The 20,072-nt window shown below is 39.1% G+C and carries 14 protein-coding genes; 10 read left to right on the top strand and 4 right to left on the bottom strand.

Annotation, left to right across the window (positions count from 1 at the left end; genetic code table 11):
* Window positions 1-7: 7 nt before the first annotated feature.
* The 6 genes from FH971_RS11155 to FH971_RS11130 all read left to right on the top strand — a co-directional run bounded on the left by FH971_RS11155 (window position 8) and on the right by FH971_RS11130 (window position 11,748).
* Window positions 8-1,372, top strand: a complete 1,365-nt coding sequence (locus tag FH971_RS11155; protein ID WP_140234349.1) for a DUF1329 domain-containing protein — start codon at window positions 8-10, stop codon at window positions 1,370-1,372.
* A 55-nt stretch (window positions 1,373-1,427) separates the two neighbouring features.
* Complete coding sequence (locus FH971_RS11150; protein ID WP_140234348.1) at window positions 1,428-2,438, top strand: WD40/YVTN/BNR-like repeat-containing protein; 1,011 nt, start codon at window positions 1,428-1,430, stop codon at window positions 2,436-2,438.
* Window positions 2,439-2,487: 49 nt separating this feature from the next.
* Entirely contained in the window at window positions 2,488-4,794 is a 2,307-nt protein-coding gene (locus FH971_RS11145) for an efflux RND transporter permease subunit (RefSeq protein WP_140234347.1), read from the top strand.
* A gap of 326 nt (window positions 4,795-5,120) precedes the next feature.
* The gene (locus FH971_RS11140) at window positions 5,121-9,965 is read left to right on the top strand and encodes an NAD-glutamate dehydrogenase (RefSeq protein WP_140234346.1); all 4,845 of its coding nucleotides are present in this window, start codon (window positions 5,121-5,123) and stop codon (window positions 9,963-9,965) included.
* A gap of 61 nt (window positions 9,966-10,026) precedes the next feature.
* A complete protein-coding gene (gene pyrD, locus FH971_RS11135; protein WP_140234345.1) occupies window positions 10,027-11,046 on the top strand; it encodes a quinone-dependent dihydroorotate dehydrogenase in 1,020 nt (339 codons plus the stop codon).
* Window positions 11,047-11,214: 168 nt separating this feature from the next.
* Window positions 11,215-11,748 carry a cell division protein ZapC gene (locus FH971_RS11130; protein WP_140234344.1) on the top strand — a complete coding sequence of 178 codons (534 nt, stop codon included), beginning with the start codon at window positions 11,215-11,217 and terminating at the stop codon, window positions 11,746-11,748.
* A 364-nt stretch (window positions 11,749-12,112) separates the two neighbouring features.
* On the opposite strand, the gene FH971_RS11125 is transcribed toward FH971_RS11130, so the two are convergent.
* Window positions 12,113-12,430 (bottom strand): hypothetical protein, encoded by a 318-nt coding sequence (locus FH971_RS11125; RefSeq protein ID WP_137226945.1) that lies wholly within the window; start codon window positions 12,428-12,430, stop codon window positions 12,113-12,115.
* 210 nt (window positions 12,431-12,640) lie between these two features.
* Between FH971_RS11125 and FH971_RS11120 the strand changes: the two genes are divergently transcribed.
* Both FH971_RS11120 and FH971_RS11115 read left to right on the top strand, forming a co-directional pair.
* Window positions 12,641-13,135: a putative 4-hydroxy-4-methyl-2-oxoglutarate aldolase gene (locus FH971_RS11120; RefSeq protein WP_140234343.1), complete on the top strand. Its 495-nt coding sequence runs from the start codon at window positions 12,641-12,643 to the stop codon at window positions 13,133-13,135.
* Between the two features lie 25 nt (window positions 13,136-13,160).
* Window positions 13,161-14,978 carry an AsmA family protein gene (locus FH971_RS11115; protein ID WP_140234342.1) on the top strand — a complete coding sequence of 606 codons (1,818 nt, stop codon included), beginning with the start codon at window positions 13,161-13,163 and terminating at the stop codon, window positions 14,976-14,978.
* A 322-nt stretch (window positions 14,979-15,300) separates the two neighbouring features.
* Here the strand turns inward: FH971_RS11115 and FH971_RS11110 are convergent, their stop codons facing one another.
* Entirely contained in the window at window positions 15,301-16,854 is a 1,554-nt protein-coding gene (locus FH971_RS11110; RefSeq protein ID WP_140234341.1) for a lytic transglycosylase, read from the bottom strand.
* A 145-nt stretch (window positions 16,855-16,999) separates the two neighbouring features.
* Window positions 17,000-17,779, bottom strand: coding sequence for a hydroxyacylglutathione hydrolase (gene gloB / locus FH971_RS11105; protein ID WP_140234340.1), 780 nt, complete (start codon window positions 17,777-17,779; stop codon window positions 17,000-17,002).
* A 172-nt stretch (window positions 17,780-17,951) separates the two neighbouring features.
* On the opposite strand from gloB, the gene FH971_RS11100 reads away from it, so the two are divergent.
* Window positions 17,952-18,731 carry a class I SAM-dependent methyltransferase gene (locus FH971_RS11100; RefSeq protein WP_140234339.1) on the top strand — a complete coding sequence of 260 codons (780 nt, stop codon included), beginning with the start codon at window positions 17,952-17,954 and terminating at the stop codon, window positions 18,729-18,731.
* A gap of 51 nt (window positions 18,732-18,782) precedes the next feature.
* On the opposite strand, the gene rnhA is transcribed toward FH971_RS11100, so the two are convergent.
* Window positions 18,783-19,256, bottom strand: coding sequence for a ribonuclease HI (rnhA, locus tag FH971_RS11095; RefSeq protein WP_140234338.1), 474 nt, complete (start codon window positions 19,254-19,256; stop codon window positions 18,783-18,785).
* Window positions 19,257-19,333: 77 nt separating this feature from the next.
* Here rnhA and dnaQ point away from each other — a divergent pair, with 77 nt between their 5' ends.
* Window positions 19,334-20,062 carry a DNA polymerase III subunit epsilon gene (dnaQ, locus tag FH971_RS11090; RefSeq protein WP_140234337.1) on the top strand — a complete coding sequence of 243 codons (729 nt, stop codon included), beginning with the start codon at window positions 19,334-19,336 and terminating at the stop codon, window positions 20,060-20,062.
* Window positions 20,063-20,072 lie beyond the last annotated feature (10 nt).

Genomic DNA, 20,072 nt, shown 5'->3' with positions numbered 1-20,072 from the left:
AATAATAATGAAAAAACTGACGATATTATCGGCAGCAGTGATTATCGCACTAGGTGCACCTGCTGCGCTGGCGAAAGTATCACAAGCTGATGCAGATAAATTAGGCACAACATTAACGCCTTTAGGGGCGGAAAAAGCGGCCAATGCTGATGGTTCTATCCCTGCTTGGAGTGGTGGGATTAGTGAGCCGATTGCGGGTTACACTAAAGGCATGCATCACCCAGATCCTTTCCCTAGCGATAAAGTGTTATTTACGATCACTAACGCTAATAAAGCACAATATGCTGATTTCTTAACGCCGGGGCAAAATAAGCTATTTGAAATATACCCAGACACTTACAAAATGAATGTCTATGAAAGTCGCAGAACAGCTGCAGTGCCTCAGTATGTCTATGATGCAACTAAAGCCAATGCTGTTAGAGCTGAATTAGTTTCGGAAGGTAACGGTATTTCTGGTGCGACAATTGGGGTTCCATTTCCTATTCCTAATAATGGTTTAGAAGTCATTTGGAATCATATTTTACGTTATCGCGGAGTGGATGTAGAAACCTACCGTAGCCAAGCCGCGCCTATGTCTAATGGTTCATACACTTTGGTTGAGAATTCTGAAGCTATTCGCTTTGAATATTCTCGTCCAGAGGTGACTTTAGAAAAGCTTAAAGAAACAAATACTTTGTTTTATTTTAAACAAGTAGTAACTCAGCCAGCACGATTAGCGGGTACTGCACTTCTTGTAAAAGAAACCATGGATCAAGAGGCGCTTCCACGCCAAGCATGGACCTACAACACTGGACAGCGTCGTGTTCGTAAAGCACCTAACGTTGCTTTTGATACACCTGGTACAGTGTCTGATGGTTTACGAACTACCGATGATTTTGATATGTTTAACGGTTCTCCAATGCGTTATAACTGGGAATTAGTAGGCAAAAAAGAAATTTACATTCCTTACAATGATTATCGCTTGCATTCAGATTCATTAAAGTATGATCAGATTTTAAAACCTGGTCATATTAACCCTGAATATGCTCGTTACGAAAAACATCGTGTATGGGAAGTTAAAGCAACGTTAAAAGAAGGCATGCGTCATACCTATAAAACGCGTGTGTTTTATATTGATGAAGATTCTTGGCAAATAGCGGTAACTGATATTTATGATAATCGCGATGAGCTTTATCGTGTCGGTGTTGCGCATCTTATCAATTACTATGAAGTGCCTGCTCTATGGAGTACGTTAGAAGTATTCCATGATCTTCAATCTCGCCGTTATTTAGCGATGGGTCTAGACAATGAAGGCCGGATGTATAATTTTGATGCATCACTTTCTGAGTCTAACTTTACGCCAGACGCATTAAGACGTGCTGGTATTCGCTAATAAGCCATAAATAAAATGGGGCGCTTAGCGCCCCTATATTGTAAAGGAAGTTTGTATGACGTTTAGCATGCTTCGCAGTGCGGTGGCGATTGGGATTAGTGCATGTTTATATACTGCTTCAGTAGATGCTCAACTCGATCCACTTTCTGTTCAAATTCAACCCTTGGCTCAATCCTCTTTATTGCTTGATATCACCAATGTGGGTGACAAACTGATTGCGGTAGGCCAACGTGGTGATGTGCTTCTGCTAGAAAATAATCAATGGCATCAAGTTGCAACCCCTGTTATTTCTCAATTAACCAAGGTATTTTTTTTCGACGATAAACAAGGTTGGGCTGTCGGACATGATGCAACCATAATTCACACTCAAGACGGTGGATTAACTTGGTCGATACAAATGCAATCACCTGAAATTGAAAAGCCTTTTTTTGATGTACGTTTTTACACAGCTGTTGATGGCATTGCGGTAGGTGCGTATGGTTTATTTTATCGCACTGCTGATGGTGGTAAAACATGGCAAACAGAGTTTCACCAAGAGTTACTTTTTGAAGAAGACATATCATATTTAAATGAGCTTAAAGGAGAAGATGAAGCCTTATATTTATCCGAACGAGCGTCATTGTTACCCCATTTTAATCGTTTAATTCGTCTTAAAGATAAAAGACTATTGCTTGTGGGAGAACTTGGTATGGTGGCGGTATCAGATGATAATGGCCACACATTCTCAAAAACAAACTTTGACTATGACGGATCAATGTTCAATGCCATTTCTGTTGCTGATGATGTTTATGTTATGGGGCTTCGTGGTCATGTCTTTAAGTCAGACTTAAGTCTTTCTGCATGGGAAGAAGTAGAACTACCTGTTGAATCATCAATCAATAGCGCACTTATTACACCTAATAATGACCTTTATCTCGTTGGAAACGCGGGTATTGTGTTGTCAGTTGATAATGATAAAGCAACCATTGTTGCAAGACGTCAAGGTGAAAATATAGTCGCAATTGCTCAAGACAGTAAAGGCCAGTTATGGTTCGCCGGTTCCAAGGGACTGTTCCAGCTTGATTAGCCTTCGGGTTAGATTGGAAAATTAAAACAACAATAATAGGGCCGAAAAGATGTTAGAAAAACTGGTCAATGGATTTGAATCTCATTTATTCCGTAATCGTAAATGGGTCATCATTTCGTTTATTTTTATCACAATTTTTTTAGGGTACCAAGCCAGCCAATTAAAAATGGATGCGGCTTTTAGTAAAAATATTCCACTTAACCACTCTTACATGCAAACGTATACTAAACATCAAAAAGATTTTGGTGGTGCAAACAGTATTATGGTGGCAGTAGAAGATACCAGTGGCAGTATATTTAATCCGGTATTTTTTGATGCATTGAAAAATGTACACGATCAATTATTTTTTATTCCCGGAGTTGAACGCTCACAGGTTAAATCGCTTTTTTCTCCTTCTACACGCTTCACTGAAGTTGTTGAAGACGGTTTTGCTGGCGGACCTGTTATCCCTGCTGATTTTCGTAATGATGATTACGGGCTTAAAATTGTTCGCGATAATATTGAAAAAGCGGGCATAGTCGGTCGGCTGATTGGTAACGATTATACCTCTGCCATGGTGTCAGCACAGTTAATGGAGTTTGACCCGCAGACTGGTGAAGCTATTGATACTATTGCGTTTGCTAATCAGTTAGAGCAAGAGCTGCGCGGTAAATTCGAAAACGATCAAATTAAGATTCATATTATTGGCTTTGCCAAAATGGCAGGGGATGTTGCAGAGGGGGCTAAAGGCGTCCTGTTGTTCTTCTTGATAGCTATCGCCATTACCACCGTGATGGTGTACCTGTTTTCAAAATCGATAATATTAACTGTATTGCCATTAATGTGCAGTTTAGTGGCGGTATGTTGGCAATTAGGTTTACTCACAGTAATCGGTTTTGGTTTGGATCCCATGTCGATTCTGGTACCATTTTTGGTGTTTGCCATTGGTGTCAGTCACGGGGTACAGATGATCAATGCTGTACGGCGTCGTGTCCTTGATGGACAAACCACCAAAGCAGCAGCGGCTTCAGCTTTTCGCAGTTTATTAGTGCCTGGTGGTGTTGCTTTACTGTCTGATACGGTAGGTTTCTTAACCTTACTGTCAATAGACATTGGTATCATTCGTGAATTAGCTATTTCGGCATCTTTAGGTGTTGCAGTCATTATTTTGACCAACCTTATATTGCTGCCACTGGTGATTTCTTATTTTGAATTACCGAATAAACAAGACAATCCTGAGAAGCGCCAAAAGATTGAAAACCTTTGGCGAAGTTTGTCTAAATTCGCCACGCCAAAGTATGCCGTAGTGGTGTTAGTTTCGACTGCCGTTCTTTATGTGGCTGGGTTTCAACAAGCTTCTAAAATGAAAATTGGTGATTTACAGGGTGGAGCACCAGCACTGCATCAAGATTCTCGCTATAACCAAGACACTTTCTTTATTACCGATCACTTTTCTATTACGACAGACGTGATGACAGTGATTGTAGAAGCCACCCCCGAAGCTTGTACTTATCATTCTGTGTTATCACAAATAGATCAGTTCGAATGGATGATGGCCAATACACCAGGTGTTGAGTCAACAGCGAGTTTGGCTTCCATTGCAAAAAAAGTGAATGCTGGTTTTAACGAAGGTAACCCTAAATGGGAAGTTTTACCGCGTAATACAGCGAGCTTGGTACAAGCTGTTGGCCAAGTACCGACAACCTCTGGTTTGCTAAATAGCAATTGTTCTGTGATGCCAGTGTATCTATTCTTAAAAGATCACAAAGCCGAAACAATAGAAGTGGTGGTTGATAAAGTTAAATCAATGGCTGCTCAATTTAATTCAGACACACTACAATTTAAGTTAGCTTCTGGCCCCGTAGGTGTTATGGCTGCAACAAATGAAGCGGTTAGTGAAGCACAACTGCCTATGATGTTGTATGTTTATGGGGCAGTATTTGTATTGTGTTTGATTAGCTTTAAATCCTTTAAAGCGACAGTTGCGGTGATTATACCTCTATATGTGGTATCAACTTTAGCTCAAGCATTAATGACTTTATTAGATATAGGTCTAGCAGTGAGTACCTTACCCGTTATTGCTTTGGGTGTTGGTATCGGTGTTGACTATGGTATTTATATCTTGTCGACAATGTCCAATAAACTCAGTAACGGTATGCCTGTACAACAAGCGTATTTTGAAGCATTGGTTGAACGTGGTAGTGCCGTTATCTTTACTGGATTGACTTTGGCCATTGGTGTGAGCACATGGTTCTTCTCTGCCCTTAAGTTCCAAATGGACATGGGAATATTGCTCACCTTTATGTTTTTAGTAAATATGTTAGGTGCAATTATTATTCTACCGGCTCTTTCCGCTATGTTCTGGCGAAAAAAGTAGATAAAACATGTAATTAAACAAAAAAGGGAGCTGAGCTCCCTTTTTTGTTTTGCATAGTTAATCTATACAAACGACTTAAATGTCATTTTAAACACTTAACTATGCTGTTGACTGGATTTAGAGAGGATGTACCACTAAAATTTTCCTCGATATAGCAGCAGTTTAGTAATAAACTTTGGCCCAGATCTCAAATATGAGTTTCTTTTGTTAAACGCAACGTAGTTATTTACGTGATAGACACAAATGACTCGGACCTACTGAATCGACAAGCCGAAGCATCCATATAATGATAAGAGCGCTGCTTAGACGCTTAAGGAATCTGCAACATGGCCTTGAAAGATGCAATGCCTTCTGTACTACTGGAAAACGTAGTCAATTTAATTCACACAAAAATCCCTCATTCTCAAGCTAAACAAGTTGAGCAATTTTCCCATTGTCTCTATGCCAATATGTCAAAAGACGACCTCAATGCGCGTAATGACAGTGACTTGTATGGTGCGGTCGTCAGCCTTTGGAATGCCCTAAATAAAACGGCCCCGGACGAAACTCACATTCGGGTATTTAATCCAAGCCAAGCAAAACATGGCTGGCAGTCAACACATAGTATTATTGAAGTCATTCAACCTGATATGCCTTTTTTGGTTGATTCGTTATCAATGTCCTTAAATCGGATGGGGATTACTGCTCATGTAATGCTACATACGCCATTAGCTGTGATCCGCGAAAACAACAATGTAACAGATGTATCATTTTTGAATGATGCCACTACTGATAGTGACAATGTTGCCGTGTTCTTGATTGAAATTGACAAGCAAAACAGCGATACCGATATAAAAACGATTGAAAAAGAAATTCAGTCGGTACTTGCAGATGTTGCCGCCTCAGTAAATGATTGGCAAGCTATGTCAGATACACTGACTAACACCATTTCACAATTACCATCACGTCCATTCCCAGGCGAAAAAACAGAGTTACAAGAATCTATAGCTTACTTGAACTACTTAAACAATCATCACTTTACGTTATTAGGTTATCGTTATTACGATCTAATACGGGTAGAAGGTGATGTTGAATTAGTGCCTAATATAGACTCCAGCCTTGGTTTGATGAATCGTTCCAAAACGTCCCATGCAGAACGTGGTCTATTACTGTCGAGTTTATCGCATTCAGCTCGTAAAGAAGCATTAGATGAAAGTTTATTAGTTCTGACAAAAAGTTCAGCTAAAAGCCGTGTACATCGTCCAGCTTACGTCGATTATGTAGGTGTTAAGCGTTTTGATAAAAAAGGTAATGTCATTGGTGAAGACCGTTTCATCGGTTTATATGCCTCTAACTTGTATAACCGCAGCCCTCGTGAAATTCCGCTATTGGGTGAAAAAGTTCAGCGCCTTCTTGATAATTCAGGTTTTACACCGCGATCTCATGATTACAAAGCGTTAATGAATATCCTTGAGAACTTACCTCGTGATGAGCTGATCCAAGCAAAAGACCATGAGTTGTCTAACATTGCTCACGGTGTCTTGGAAATACAAGATCGTGATAAGTTAAAATTGTTTGTGCGTAAAGATGGTTATGGTCGTTTCTTATCGTGTTTAGTTTATGTGTCTAAAGATCGCTATAACACTAAGTTGCGTCAAGATACTCAACGCATTCTGGCACAACATTTCCAGAGTAATGAAGATGTTGAGTTCACCACCTATTTTTCTGAGTCTACTTTGGCTCGAACTCATTATTTTATCAAAGTTGATAATAACGATATGGATGTTGATGTGGCCGCTATTGAAAAAAATCTTATTGAAGCAGCCCGTTCGTGGGATGATAAATTGCACACAGCGTTAAATAATACTGTTGGCGAACAAGCCGGGACTGGTTTAACTAAACGTTATTTAAATGCATTTCCACCTAGCTACAAAGATGATGTACTTCCTAGTTCTGCAGTTGTTGATATGCAGCACTTAGAAGCATTGGATGACGATCATAAGTTAGGCATGTTGTTTTATCAGCCACAAGAGTCGGCGTTAAACGACAATAAAGTTCGCTTAAAACTGTTTCATAAAGACGAACCCATTCACTTGTCTGATGTATTGCCAATGCTTGAAAACTTTGGTTTACGTGTTATTAACGAGCGCCCATATGAAGTCAAAACTAATGATGGTGCAACGTTCTGGATTTTAGACTTCTTAATGACAGTGCAAGGAGCTGCAACTGAGAATCTTGCTGATAGCCAAGACCGCTTTCAAACAGCGCTCCTGCAGGTGTGGCAAAAGAAGTTAGAAGATGATGGCTTTAATCGCATCGTGCTTTCTACTGGTTTAAGCGGGCGTGAAGTTTCAATTTTACGTGCATATGCTAAGTATATGCGCCAAATTGATGCTACTTTCAGTCAATCTTATATCGAAGAAACGTTTAGCCGATATCCTAAGTTGGCTGACTTATTGGTTAAGATGTTCATCCGTAAGTTTAATCCTAAGCTTAAAACTCGAACCTTAAGTAAGTTCCTTGAACAAGTGGACATACAACTTGATGATGTTTCAAGCTTAGATGATGACCGTATCATTCGTCGTTACTTAGATCTAATCAACGCCACGTTACGCACTAACTTTTATCAAACTGCTATTGATGGCCAAGCAAAAGATTATATATCGTTTAAATTTGCGCCCAGCTTAATTCCTGAAATGCCTAAGCCAATGCCTAAGTTTGAAATCTTTGTGTATTCTCCTCGTGTTGAAGGTGTACATCTACGCGGCGGTAAAGTAGCTCGTGGTGGTTTGCGATGGTCAGATCGTCGTGAAGACTTCCGAACTGAAGTACTAGGCCTAGTAAAAGCACAACAAGTTAAAAATACTGTGATTGTACCTGTAGGTGCAAAAGGCGGCTTTGTGTGTAAGCAGCTGCCGACAGAAGGTGGCCGTGAAGCTTTATTTACAGAAGGTCAACAATGCTACCGTCTGTTCATCCGTGCGTTATTAGATATCTCGGACAACATTATAAATGGTGAAGTGGTTCCACCAAAGGATGTTGTACGTCATGACGAAGATGACCCATATTTAGTGGTTGCTGCCGATAAAGGCACCGCAACTTTCTCCGATATCGCTAATGAGATTGCGATTGAATACAACTTCTGGTTAGGTGATGCGTTTGCTTCTGGTGGTAGTAACGGATATGACCACAAAAAAATGGGTATTACAGCACGCGGTGCATGGGAATCAGTTAAACGTCATTTCCGTGAATTTGGTGTTGATTGCCAAACAACCCCATTTAGCTGTGTTGCTATTGGTGATATGGCTGGTGACGTATTTGGTAATGGTATGTTGTTGTCTGAACAAACCCAATTGGTTGCTGCATTTAACCACATGCATATCTTTATCGACCCAACGCCAAAGATTGCTGAAAGTTATGCTGAGCGGCAGCGTTTGTTTGTATTACCACGGTCTAGCTGGGAAGACTATAACGCGAAACTGATTTCTAAAGGCGGCGGGATATTCCTACGTTCAGCCAAGTCAATTAAATTGACGCCAGAAATTAAGCAGATGCTAGACACTGATAAAGACAGCATGACTCCAACAGAACTGATGAAAGAGCTACTGAAAATGCCAGTAGACCTAATTTGGAATGGTGGTATTGGGACTTATGTTAAGTCGAGCAAAGAATCTCATGTTGAAGTAGGCGATCGTGCAAATGACACCTTACGTGTTAATGGTAACGAAGTGCGTGCCAAAATAATCGGTGAAGGCGGTAATTTAGGTTGTACCCAACTCGGTCGTATCGAATACTGTGCTAATGGTGGCCGCATGAATACTGACTTCGTTGATAACGTAGGCGGTGTAGATTGCTCTGATAACGAAGTGAACATCAAGATTTTCTTGAATACCTTAGTTGCAGAAGGGGAGTTAACGGTTAAACAACGCAATCGTTTGCTAGAAGACATGACTGATGAAGTCAGCGAGATAGTGATTCAAGATTGTATAGATCAAACTCGAACCATTTCGGTCACCCAAGTACATGGTATATCACAGCTTAAAGATCAGATTCGGTTTATTCAATATCTTGAAAAAGACGGTAAGCTCGATCGCGCATTGGAATTTCTACCGACAGACGATGATCTCGCTGAACGTTTAGCCAATGGCCGTGCATTAACCCGCCCTGAATTATCTGTATTGGTTGCCTATGCGAAGATGGTACTTAAAGAGCAATTGGTCACGCCTGAAATCACTGAAGATCCATTTTTAAGTAAATTGCTAGTGGCTTATTTCCCTAAAAAGTTACAAGCCAAATATGCTGATAAAATGACTGCACATCCGCTACGGGGTGAAATTATTGCAACGTCATTAGCCAATGAATTGGTTAATGACATGGGCTTTAATTTTGTACAACGTATGCAAGATGAGACCGGTGCAACAATTGCTGAAGCTGCTATTTGTTACACTATGGCACGAGAAGTCTTTGGCCTTGATGAGTTAACCACTTCAATTACTGATTTAAATGGTGTAACCCCTGCAGTGGTACAAGGGGAGATGTTACATTTATTACGTCGTAATATGCGCCGCGCTTGTCGTTGGTTTATTCGCCATCGCAACCGCGCTCATGATATTGACCAAACTGTTGCGTTCTTTAAGCCTGTGTTTGAGCAACTTAAAGCCAATGTTGATCAATACATGATTGCTGCCGAAGTGGACGTCATTTCTGCTGAAATTACCGCGCTAACCGAAGAAAATGTACCGAAAGCTGTCGCACAAGTTGTGGCTAAAATGAGTACATTATTCTCTGCGTTAGACATAGCACAAATTGCACAAATCGAGAATAAGTCAGTTGAGCTAGTATCTGAAACTTACTTCAAACTCGGTGCCAAAGTTGAGCTACATTGGTTCTTAGCACAAATTAGTGCGCAACCTGTTGCGAATCACTGGCAAGCACTTGCCCGTGCCGCATTCAGAGAAGAACTGGATTGGCAACAACGTGCATTAAGTTCTGCAGTATTACGTATTTGTACTGATACATGCGATGCAGATAGTGTGATAAATCAATGGATTGAACAGAATAAGCCTTTACTTGAAAGATGGTATCACATGCTGGCGGATTTCAAGGTTTCTCAAACCCATGAATTTGCTAAGTTCTCAGTCGCCCTACGGGAACTTAACTTACTGATTTTGCATTGCGAAGGTCAGAAGTAATTCTTATAATATAAACAAACCCCGGCGATTGCTGGGGTTTTTTTTAGGTCTAGGAGAAAACATGTTTTACACACTCGCGCAAAAAGTAATGTTTCAGATGGACCCAGAGTTAGCACATCATTTAGCTATTGGCAGTTTGAAAATGACAGGAAATACTCCATTAAATTATTTCTACCGTCAGCAGGTAAAATCTGCACCAGTTAATTGTATGGGGCTAACTTTTCCTAATCCTGTTGGTCTTGCAGCCGGAATGGATAAAGATGGCGAATCAATGGATGCTTTTCATGCAATGGGTTTTGGCCATATTGAAGTTGGAACTGTTACTCCACGCCCGCAAGCTGGTAATGACCAACCTCGTTTATTTAGATTAAAGCCTGCTAAAGGGATTATTAATCGCATGGGTTTTAACAATAAAGGTGTTGATAATCTAGTTCGTAATTTGATGGCCAAAAAGTCTGACATTATGGTTGGTGTAAATATAGGTAAAAATAAAGATACACCAATAGAGCAGGGCAAAGATGACTATTTAATTTGCATGGAAAAAGTATATCAACATTGCAGTTATATTGCGGTTAACATCTCTTCTCCTAACACTCCTGGTTTACGTTCAATGCAATACGGTGAGCTACTCGATGATTTACTTAGTTCAATTAAGGCTAAGCAAACTGAGCTAGCTGCTAAATATGGAAAATACGTTCCTGTTGCATTAAAGATTGCGCCTGATTTAAGCAATGACGAAATTAGAGCCATTGCTGATTCAGTAATCAGTAATCAGTTTGATGGCGTGATAGCAACTAACACCACATTAAGTCGTGATAACGTGGTGGGCTTAAAGAATGCTGAGGAAACGGGCGGACTAAGTGGTAAACCTTTGGCCGATTTATCAACTAAAGTGATCAAACAATTAGCGATCTGTTTGCAAGGTAAGATCCCGATCATTGGTGTTGGTGGGATCAATAGTGCTGCGGATGCGATGGCTAAATTTGATGCAGGCTCAACCATGGTGCAGATATATTCAGGTTTTATTTATCAAGGACCTAAATTGATCGATCAGATAGTCAATGCGTATTGCGCAAAATAACCACTAAAACACTAAGTTATTGATCAAAAATCATGCCGCGATCGAACACTCGATCATTCGATCGCGCTAACACTTTGAAATTTATGTTATAATTTATAATTAAATTTTGATATTGAGTGAAAAATAATCTATCATATCAAGGTGTATAGATTTTAGGTGTAAACAGCTATGTTATTGATGCCAAATAAGGACTGGCAATGGGAATATAATGAAAACTTAAAGTTATTGAGTATTTCGTTAGGTTCCGAGATGGAGTTCTTAACTCCATACAAACCAAAGTTTTTAATTCCAGATGCATTGAGTGCAGCTGAATTTACACTTGAACACGCAAAATTCTATATTAAAATGTTAGAAACATTACCTAAAATACTACATATTTCAGATGCAGGTATTGTTCAAACCGCCCTCAATGCCACAGCGGCCCATTTCCTATTGCAATCGCAAATGCCGAAATCTTGGTTTTTTGATGTCAGTGATGAGTGTGTTTATTGCGATGTAGGCAAACTATTTCAACTTAACTGTGGTTACTCTAAAGTATTAGCTTTAGTGATTGACAATGGCTTACAAGCTGCCACAGTAATGATCTTGTCGCAATATTGTCAATTAACTGAAAGTAAATCATTAGCACAATTTGACACGATTAAAGTAATGCATAATCGATTACATCCTCTGCGTAAAGCTAAACAAGTTGTAGCAGCGTAATTAATCTACAGCCAAAAGTGTAATCTTCAATAACTTAAAAGCTTACTCTTGTCGCTCTAAGCAATATTGCCCTTTCTATTTATTCCATATTGTTATTTTATAAACATTAATATAGCCGAATTGATTGCGTGCTGCGCTTTGGAGTTTAATCTGGAGTTAGTTATTTTCGCATGCAGGATTCTGACTCGTTTATTTCATAATGCACTGAGATAGAGACATTCTGAAGGCTCGGTAGTATAAGCTCAGAAGTTCTATTATACCTTATTGCAACCACCGAGCTTTTGTATTTACTCGATTAACTGCTTAATTGGTAAATAGTCGCACTTCGAATTTGAATTCAGGAATATAGCTTTATCAATCAAAATTATTTATGAGATAACTGAGCCATAATATTGATGACATCTTGGTATGAGATATTATATTTACGAGATAAATTAATAATTTTTGTTTTGTAAGTTTGTATATGTTCTTGCTTAACAAGATCGAGTTGTTTTTGTTCTACAATGTCGTTAACCGACTCTTGTAAAATCTTTAAACGGCGTATACTAAAATCTAATGAATTGATGTATGCCGTCATTTGCTGTTTATTACGGGCATTTTCTAGGTTTGTGGTGGTGCGTTGTTCAAAATCTAACTCATCAAACGCATTCATCATTTTCTGTAAATTTAAATCGTTGTTCATAAGTATGATTATCTACATTATTTTTTGAAATTATATTCATATTAAATGATTAAGTCACCCTTAAACGTGTTGTTCGTTTTTTATGTAATCATTAAGTAAATGAAAAGGCTGAGGTTAATCATGTCGAGTGAAACAATGGTATATTATAACAAAACTTGTCGGATTACCTAATTATTAGTAACCTAAGATTCTGATTTACAAGGAGGACTTATGTTAGATTTATTACCTGATTTATTCGATCATTATCCTGATCAATTGACGTTATTGCTAAATCCATGGCAATCGTTTGGTGCAAAGTCGATATTTTATGGTGAGGTGGTGACTGTTAAATGTTTTGAAGATAATTCTAAGGTAAAGTCAGAATTAGCCAAAAAAGGCCATGGGAAGGTATTGGTTGTAGATGGCGGTGGATCATGTCGGCGTGCGTTACTGGGTGACATGATAGCGCTTAACGCTTATAAAAATGGCTGGGAAGGCATCATTATTAATGGTTGCATCCGTGATGCTGGAACCATCAACACCATGCAAATTGGCGTGCAAGCTTTAGGCACTAATCCAATTAAAACAGACAAAAAAGACGTAGGTGAAGTCAATGTGATTATTGAGATTGCTGGCGTCAGTATTCACCCCGGAATGATGATCTATGCAGATCTCAATGGTATTGCTGTAAGCAAACAATCATTAGACCTGTCTATTTTACAGTAGAATAAATACAGACAAGGAAGCGACAATGAAAGTAGTAAAGTGGATATTAGCAATTGGGCTAACCTTAGTAGTGGGCGTGACGGTCTACTTAACAATGTTTTTCGACCTTAATAATTTTAAACCGCAGATAGTTGATGCCGTCAAAAAACAAACGGGTCGAGACTTACAAATAACTCAAGATCTGAGTTGGAGCATTTTTCCTTCATTAGGGATTAAATTGGGTGGGATTTCACTCTCTAACCCAGATGGTTTCACCCCAGTATCAATGCTGGATGTTAATGAAGCAGTGGCTAATGTGGCACTTATGCCTTTATTTAGCCAACAAATTGAAGTTGACTTATTAAAGCTTGATGGGCTTACACTTAATTTAGTGACTCAAAAAGACGGTGAGACTAGTTTTGATGGTTTAACTGCTGAAAAATCGATTGAAACACCACAATCAGCCACAAGCAACTCAGAAGCAGTGTCTTTACAGACTCTAGATATTGGTGGTATCGAACTCACAAATACTAATATCAATTTAATTGATATGGCGAGCAATACTACTCAAACATTTAGTTTGAAAAGTTTTACTCTTGGTCAGTTTAGCCTAGGTCAATTTGCTGATTTTGCTTATGAGTTTTCAGCGACACTACCTGATATGCAGCTTGCATCATCTGGACAAGGCAAAATAAAGGTAGACCAAGCTTTAAATAACATCACTATTAATGACTTTGCTATGGTACATAAAGCCAGCGGTGACAGTTTGCCTGGTAAAGCGGTTACTGCAGAGCTCACGACACAAATGACTATGGCATTAGATGCCAAAACATTAGAGCTGCAATTAACTAAAATGTCAGCGATGACGTTAGCGGCAACTGGCGATATTAAGGTTAACTATGGCAACAGTATTCCTAAAATTGTGATGAATCTTGATGTTGGCGATATTGATGTCGATGCATTACTGCCAAAGCAAGAAGGTGATGCGAAAGAAACTGAGGGTACTCCCGAAACTGCGCCAAGCCAAGAACCTGATTTATCAGCATTGAAAAGTGTCGACTTAACACTTAACTTAACGGCTAAATCAATTAAAGTCAGTAATATGCTAACGCAAAATTGGCAAATGAAAATGGCTATTAATAAAGGCATATTGAACTTGTCGTCGCTTACAGCTGATTTATATGAAGGTAAATTAGCGCTTAGCGCAAAATTAGATGGTCGCAAAGCGGTGCCCACATATCAATTCGATAAAAAACTCACTGGTGTTAATATTCGTCCGTTATTAATTGATGCGGCTGAAGTTGATTTGATTTCTGGTACTGCTAGCTTTGAAGTTAACGGTAGTGGTTCGAGTTTACTTCCAGACAATCTTAAAAAGAATCTTGATGCAGTAGGCAAGTTTGAAGTGGCTGATGGCTCGCTTTATGGGGTTAACATTCCACAAATGATCCGCAGTGCTCAGCAAAAATTAAAAGGTGATTTGTCTGCTGACAATAAAGAAGAGTTGAAAACGGACTTTACCAGTTTGACAGGTAGTTTCACGATGAAAGATGCTGTTGTGACTAATCCTGATTTAGCGATGGCTTCACCGTTAATTCGTTTAAGCGGTAAGGGCACAGCAAACATTGCTTCTGAAGCGTTGGATTACACCTTGACTACCAGTGTAGTGGGATCTTTATCAGGTCAAGGTGATGCTGATGAGTCACTAAAAGGTGTTAATATTCCTTTAACTATCAAAGGTACATTCCAAGAACCTAAGTTTGGCATTGATACAAAAGCATTGTTAGAAGGCCAGTTTAAAGATGAAGCCGATAAAGCCAAAGAAAAGTTAAAAGATGGATTGTTCAAGAAGCTTGGACTGTAATTAATAGATTATTAATGTTTAGGGCTGTCGATCATTCTTTATGAATACTTCAGCCTTTTTTAACGTATATAGTATTTTTGATATTAAGATTATTAAATACGACTGTTGATTTAACTAAGTCAATGTCACAGTACAAGTGTGATAATGGTTTGTTTACGGTATTAAACACGGCTAAACCATTAGCGTTTATTTACGATAAAATTACAGAATAAAAAACGGACAAGTGATTCACTTGTCCGTTTTTATGCGTTGAATATAGCGCTATGGCTAATCACCAGTATTAATACAAATTATTATCATAATTATAATTGCATGAAGGTGATTAGCTATTGGTCACAATTAGCTTTAGTATTTGCCCAGGCTGGATCAAGGTACTTTTTTCTAGACTGTTCCATTCAATGAGTTCGGCCACCGTAACTTTGTATTTCAGTGCTATACGCGCTAGCGAATCGCCAGATTGCACTCGATAGTTAACCGTTTTCTCATTGCCTGCAGTATTAATAGAAACTTCATTAGGATAGATAACTAACGATTTACCAACGCTTAAGGTAGATTGTTTTTTAAGGTTATTCCACTTACTTAATTGCGCTACACTGACTTGATGAGTTTGGGCAATTTTCCATAATGAATCACCGGACTTAACGGTATAGGTTTGTTTATTTACGCTAGATTTGATCACCGTTTTACGAGCTAGAACTTGGTCTGCAATCATAGTGACTAAGTCTGGATCTTTTGCTGCAACAGGAATAATTAAAAACCTACCAGCAATAATATTATTTCCTTTAATACCGTTGCTGCTTCGTATTAAGGTGGCTGTTGTTTCAAATTGATCGGCAATTTCACTAATACTGTCGCCAGATTTTATTTTATAACGAACCCAATTAATCCTAGAGTCTGGTTCGATAGTCGCTAATGCTCGTTTGAAGGTTGAAGCTTTTTCGCTAGGCACAATTAAGTGATGTGGACCTTGCGGGGCTGTTGCCCAGCGCTTTAAACCTGGATTAATCGCTTTTAAATCACTTATGTCTATTTGAGCGAGATCTGCTGCTAAGTTTATGTCTAATTGGCTTTCAATATTGACGACTTCAATTTGAGGTAAGTTATCAATTGCCGCTAAATTGATACCGTATTTATCAGCATGTTTAATGACATCTGCCAACGCTAACAGTTGGGGGACATAGTGAGTCGTTTCTCTTGGAAGAGATAAAGACCAAAAATCTGTGGACTTTCCTCTGGCTTGGTTATGTTTAATCGCATTGAATACCCTGCCTTCACCTGAATTATAAGCAGCAATGGTGTATAACCAGTTTTGCCCCATTTTGGCGTATAGGTATTCCATTAAATCTAACGCGGCTTTTGTTGATGAGGCAACATCACGTCGTCCGTCATACCACCAATTGGTTTTTACACCAAATGACAACGCAGTAGGTGCGGTTAATTGCCATAAACCAGAAGCATTACTCGTTGAATAGGCTAGTGGATCAAAACCACTTTCAACAATAGGTAATAAAGCAAGTTCTATGGGTAAATTACGTTGTTCAAGCTGCTCTACGATGTAATATAGATATGGCTTAGCACGTTGAGTGACAATTTCTAAATGTTGTGGATTATCGATATACCATTGTCGGTATTGGTTTACTAATACATTATCAACAACCGGAAAATGCATTTGATTGTCGATCCTGAACCATAAATCATTTACCTCGGCGACTTGTTCTTCAATTTGCTCAAGGGTTACCGTAGACGATTTTTTATTTTTAACATTAGTGTTAACGGTCTTATTTGAACTATCAGAACTTGGCTCTGCAGTATGGAGTGTCTGGCACCCTGTTACAGCCAGCATACAGCCAGCTATAATAATAAAGTTAGCTTTCATTTGAAGATACATTACCCCAAGTTCTCAGGCTTACATAAAATGGAACATACCAAATGCCATTGAGACTCTTTTGGTCATGCTAATTCAATTTTGCATTGTAGATTAAATCTTTTAGCTTGTCTTATTAAACTGTTTTCATGTTAAATCAAAAACTATCCTTCCATAACCTTAGTTTAGTAAATGTTTGAATAGTATCTATTTTGTTTAATTTAAAATGAGCTGAAATTGCGAGCTGAGTCTCATTTATATGGCAACGTAAAAATGGATTGATAGCTTTTTCAATGCCTATTGAACTCGGAATACTCGGTATATTTTGTGCTCTTAAGCGTTTAACCTTATCAGCATACTCAATCAATTGCTGATTTTTGGGTGTGACATGTAATGCAAAATCAATGTTTGCCTGGGTGTATTCATGCGCACAGTACACCTTGGTGTCATCGGGAAGTTGTGCAAGCATTGACAGTGATTTAAGCATTTGTTCTGGAGTACCTTCAAATAATCGTCCGCAACCAGCACTAAACAAGGTGTCACCGCAAAATAAGCTTTGCTGCATATAATATGCAATATGTCCTAAGGTGTGGCCTGGAACGGCCATTACAGTTGTTGCTCCTAAATGGGGAATGTCGAGCGTTGTTTTCGATTCAATACTAAGAGGATATGTTAACCCTGCGATCTTCTCATTACTTGGACCATATACCTTCAGAGTATGGTTAAAATGTTGTTGAAGCAGTGTAATACCGCCAGTATGATCTGCATGATGATGGGTGATTAATATCCCGACTAACTCAAGATCGGTGGTCGCGATATAATCAATAACACTTTGACCACAGCCAGGGTCAACAACATAAGCAAAATGGCTGCTTTCTTGATGAATCAACCAAATGTAATTGTCGTTGAACGCTGGGATTGTATGAACGTTAAGCATAATCTAACTCGAGTGGTGATTGACTATCTGTTAGGGTAACGGATATCGTTAAATAACGCCAAGTGAAGTGATACTTCAAAGTATTATTAATGGTTAGCTTAAAATTAAATAAGCTGTGGTAAAGTTTGTTTAGTGAATATGATATTTTTTAAAGCGAAAGTTGGCGGGCTCAATGTTAAAACCCCTTATTTGGCAAGATTTACCTTATGGAGAATTGTTGCAAGCCGAGATAGACGCTAAGCTAGCGCCTTGGTGGCCACGGATATTCGGCTATCATTTACTAAAAGTGGGGGCGTTAAGCAGCCATCTAAACAGCTTACAATGCAATATTGCACGCCATTTTTCTGTTTATGACGGCGTCGGTGCTAGTATTCAGGCCGATACCCATTATTTACCGATACAACAAAACTCAATTGACGCAGTTTTAAGTTGCTTTTTACTTGAATTTGAATCAGATCCGTATCAGATTTTGCGTGAATTCGATCGGGTGTTAATCAAAAGTGGTTATATTTTCATTATTGGTTTTAATCCAATAAGCCCCGCTTTTATTGGTAAAATTCTGCCTAAATATCAAACTCAACTACCTTGGGATGGACAGTTTTTTATGCCATCAAGAGTTAAAGATTGGCTTGGACTATTGGGTTATCAAGTATTGGCCGACGAACGTTTTATGTACCATTCGTTATTAGGACAACGTGGCGCTAATATGTCTTATCAAGCCAACGAACCTTATCAATCTTCATGGTGGCAAAAAAGTATTGCTACCTGGTTGCCGAGTACCGGCAGTGTCTATTTAATTGTCGCTCGGAAAATGACGATTCCGCTCACTCCAATCAAAGATAAAGCAAAATTAAAAGCGCCTAACTGGTCTGCCGCACCATCAGCAGGCAGAAGTGGTTTGACTCAAAATGAGCATGTTAAAACACCTATATTGAAATCTGCAAAATCATAAACAAGCGCAACAAATAAGCAATATACGTAAGTGTTTATTAAGAGGCGTTAGTTATTCTGGCTGATAACCTTTATCGGGTTGTTGTGGTTTAGCTTCAGCGGCTTTTCTTGCCAACACGTCACAGCGTTCATTTTCAACATGGCCGGCATGACCTTTTACCCAACGCCAGTCAATTTTGTGTAATTGGCTGACCGCGTCTAAACGTTTCCATAAATCAACATTCTTCACAGGTTGTTTGGTTGAGGTTATCCAGCCTTTTTTCTTCCAACCATGGATCCACGTCATAATACCTTGTCGCATATATTGACTGTCGCTAGTTAAAATGATGTTGCATGGCTCATATAACGTCTCTAGCGCGATTATCGGCGCTAAAAGCTCCATACGATTATTGGTTGTTAATGAGAAGCCATCGGCCATTTCATGGTGCTGATGTTTATATTTCATGACCACACCATAGCCACCGGGTCCGGGATTTCCTAAGCAAGAGCCATCAGTAAAAATATACAGCTGTTTGAGTTCGGCCATCAAGTTGTTACCATAGCGAAATATTCGCGTCAGTATACTTAATTTATACGAAGGTGAGGGCTGAAAGAGTAAAAAATATGAACATTATTTCTAGTGCAAGTCGTCAAGTGATTCTTGATACCGAAACCACAGGTATGAATCAAGCGGGTGGACCGATTTATGTTGGTCATCGCATTATTGAAATTGGTTGTGTTGAAGTGATTAATCGTCGCTTAACGGGTAGAACGTATCATCAATATATCAATCCTGGTCAGGCAATTGATGAAGAAGCCATTCAAGTTCATGGGATCACTAATGACCGCGTAGCTAATGAGCCGCGTTTTCATCAAATAGCCAAAGATTTTATTGATTTTATCGATGGTGCGGAAATTGTCGCCCACAACGCTAACTTCGACGTGAGTTTCATGGACCATGAGTTTTCAAAACTCAATCCCATAGGACCGAAAACTAAAGAAATTTGCAGTATTTTAGATAGCTTGGCAATTGCAAAGCGTCTGCATCCAGGGCAAAAGAATAACCTAGATGCACTGTGTAGGCGTTATGGTATTGATAATGGCCGCCGTACTTATCACGGGGCGTTACTCGATGCGGAAATTCTCGCTGATGTTTATTTAATTATGACGGGTGGACAAATTAAGTTTAATTTGTCCAATGAAAAAGCGGGTCAAGAAGGCGGCGGAATAAAAAAAATCGATCCTGCGGCGTTTAATCTTAAAGTCGTTGGTGCATCTGCCGATGAAATACTATTACACGAACAACGACTTGACCTCATTGCGAAGTCAGGTAAATGTCTCTGGAGAGGGTAAACCAATCTTT

It is taken from the genome of Shewanella polaris (assembly GCF_006385555.1).
Lineage (GTDB): Bacteria > Pseudomonadota > Gammaproteobacteria > Enterobacterales > Shewanellaceae > Shewanella > Shewanella polaris.
The sequence above is the reverse complement of the archived record's forward strand: the minus strand, read 5'-3'. Positions and strand labels throughout refer to the sequence as shown.